Below are 2593 nucleotides of genomic sequence, written 5' to 3'. Positions count from 1 at the left end.
GCGAATACAAGGACGACCTCGTCCTCTGCGTCCACAACTTCTCCCGCTTCGCCCAGCCGACGGAACTGGACCTGCGGACGTTCAACGGCCGCCACCCCGTCGAACTGATCGGCGGAGTCCGCTTCCCCGCCATCGGCGAACTTCCCTACCTGCTCACGCTCGCAGGCCACGGCTTCTACTGGTTCCGGCTGCGACGCGCAGTCGCCCCTGCCGCTGCCAGGCGATCTTGATCGTGCGCCCAGCAAAGGGGTACCCAGCAAAGATCGTCCGCCTCTGAAAGGACGTGTCGCCATGCCGAAGACCGCGTTGCACCGTCCGGGCAGCCATTCCCCCGCCGCGCTGCTCACCTCGCTCGCCGAGCTGCTGCGGGAATGGCTGCCGCGACAGCGATGGTTCGCGGGCAAGGGCTACCCCGTCACCGGTCTGACCGTGGTGTCGTCGACCGAGTTGTACCCGGGCTGCCTGCATCTCCTGATACGCACCGAACATCTGGGCCGGACCGCACACGGCGGCCCCGGCACTCCCCCTGCCGAGGACTGCTATCAACTCCTCCTCGGCGCCCAACGGGTCCTGCCGCCCCGGCTCGCGCACGCCTTCATCGGCCGTGCGAGCGCGGGCCCACTGGCCGACCTCCATGTGTACGACGCCTTCCACGACCCCAAGGCGGCCGGGCTGCTCCTGGAACGGCTGCGCACCCCGGGAACGGCGGGGCCGCTGCTCTTCGAGCGGGACGCACGGGTGACGGTCCCCGGCGGCCTGACCCCCCGCCTCCTCGACACCGAGCAGTCCAACTCCTCACTCGTGTACGGAGACGCCTTCATCCTGAAGGTCTTCCGCCGCATCCAGCCGGGCATCAACCCGGACCTCGAAGTGCCCTGGGCGCTGGCCCGTCAGGGCTGCACCCGCGTACCCGCCCCCGCGGCATGGTTTCGTACCTCACGGCCACGGGAGGCCACACTCGGGGTGCTCCAGCCGTTCCTGCGCGATGCCTCCGACGGCTGGACCTTGGCGCTCCAATCGCTCACCTCGGCACGAGAGTTCACCGAAGAGGCATACGAACTGGGGCGGGCCACCGCCGAGGTGCATCTGGCGCTGGCGGCGGCGTTCCCTGTCGACGCCCCAAGTCCGCCGCAACACAAGCGACTCGCGGCCGCGATGAGCGAGCGTCTCGACGCCACGGCCCGCTCCGTGCCCGAACTCCGGCCGTACGTGCCCGGGCTGCGGGCCGCCTTCGACGCGGTCGCGACCCTCGATGCGCCGACTCGTCCGGCACAGCGGATTCACGGCGATCTCCACCTCGGTCAGGTATTGCGCGCCGGACGGCAGTGGTCCGTCATCGACTTCGAGGGCGAGCCGGCCCGTCCGCTCACCGAGCGCCGGCGCCTCCAGTCACCCGTGCGCGACGTCGCGGGCATGCTGCGCTCCTTCGACTACGCCGCGCGGTCCCGCCGCCCGTGGCGCCCGCAGTGGGCGCATCGCTGCCGGGAGGCCTACTGCGCGGGTTACGCCGCCGAGGCGGCCTGGGACCCGCGTAAGGAGCCCGAGCTGCTGCGCGCGCACGAGACGGACCGGGCTGTGTACGAAGTGCTGTACGAGGCGGGACACCGGCCCGACTGGCTGCCTGTTCCGATGGCGGCGGTCGGGCGTCTCGCCGAAGGCCGTTGAAAGACGACAGACAACGATCCACCCCGCCCCTTCCCCCTATTTCTTCTTTTCCCCTTTTCCTTGAGGAGGCTGAAGCAGTGACAGTTCACACCACCACCGTCGACGCGACGCCGTTGGCTTCGATGGATGCGACGGACCGGGCGCGCCTGCTGACAGGTGCCCATCACGACCCGCATGCACTGCTCGGCGCGCATCCGGTGCCGGGCGGCATCGTGTTCCGAGCGCTGCGTCCGTACGCCCAGGCCGTCGCGGTGGTGGTCGACGGGCTGCGCACGGAGCTGAAGGAGACGGGTGACGGCCTCTTCTCGGGTGTGCTGCCGCTCGACGCGATCCCCGAGTACGCGCTGTCGGTGAGATACGGGGGCAACGAGTTCGCGGTGCACGACCCGTACCGCTTCCTGCCCGCGCTGGGCGAGCTCGATCTGCATCTGATCGGCGAAGGCCGCCACGAGGAACTCTGGAGAGCGCTGGGGGCCCACCCCATGACGCATCAAGGCGTCCAAGGCACGCGGTTCACCGTCTGGGCCCCGAACGCCCAAGGGGTCAGAGTCTGCGGAGATTTCTGCCACTGGGACGGGACCGCCTACCCCATGCGCTCGCTCGGCTCGACGGGCGTCTGGGAACTCTTCCTGCCCGGCGTCGGCGAGGGAACGCCGTACAAATTCGACATCACCCGACCCGACGGCACACACACGCTGCGGGCCGATCCCATGGCGCGGCGCACCGAAGTGCCCCCCGCTACCGCCTCGATCGTGACGTCTTCCTCCCATGTATGGCGCGATGCCGCATGGATGGCGGGCCGTTCTGGCCTTCCGGTGCACGAGGCGCCGTTCTCGGTCTACGAGGTCCACCTCCCTTCCTGGCGCCCCGGTCTGACGTACCGCCAGCTCGCCGACCAGCTCCCCGCCTACGTCTCGGACCTGGGCTT

At 69.7% G+C, this 2593-nt stretch carries 3 protein-coding genes; all 3 read left to right on the top strand.

The annotated features are described in order from the left end of the window. On the top strand, positions 1-230 hold a 230-nt coding region (locus tag ACX28W_RS43820; RefSeq protein WP_459005675.1), incomplete at its 5' end, for an alpha-glucosidase C-terminal domain-containing protein. A gap of 61 nt (positions 231-291) precedes the next feature. After that, entirely contained in the window at positions 292-1665 is a 1374-nt protein-coding gene (locus ACX28W_RS43815; protein WP_459005674.1) for a maltokinase N-terminal cap-like domain-containing protein, read from the top strand. A 122-nt stretch (positions 1666-1787) separates the two neighbouring features. Next, positions 1788-2593 (top strand): GlgB N-terminal domain-containing protein (locus tag ACX28W_RS43810; protein ID WP_459005676.1); only part of this gene is annotated, 806 nt, incomplete at its 3' end.

Source organism: Streptomyces sp. SD15 (assembly GCF_054462255.1).
Note: the sequence above shows the minus strand (reverse complement) of the source record. Positions and strands in the feature narration are given on the sequence as shown.

Bases quoted from the DNA above. Each gene is read 5' to 3' on its own strand.
- ACX28W_RS43815 (WP_459005674.1), top strand. From the start codon at position 292: ATGCCGAAGACCGCGTTGCACCGTCCGGGCAGCCATTCCCCCGCCGCG.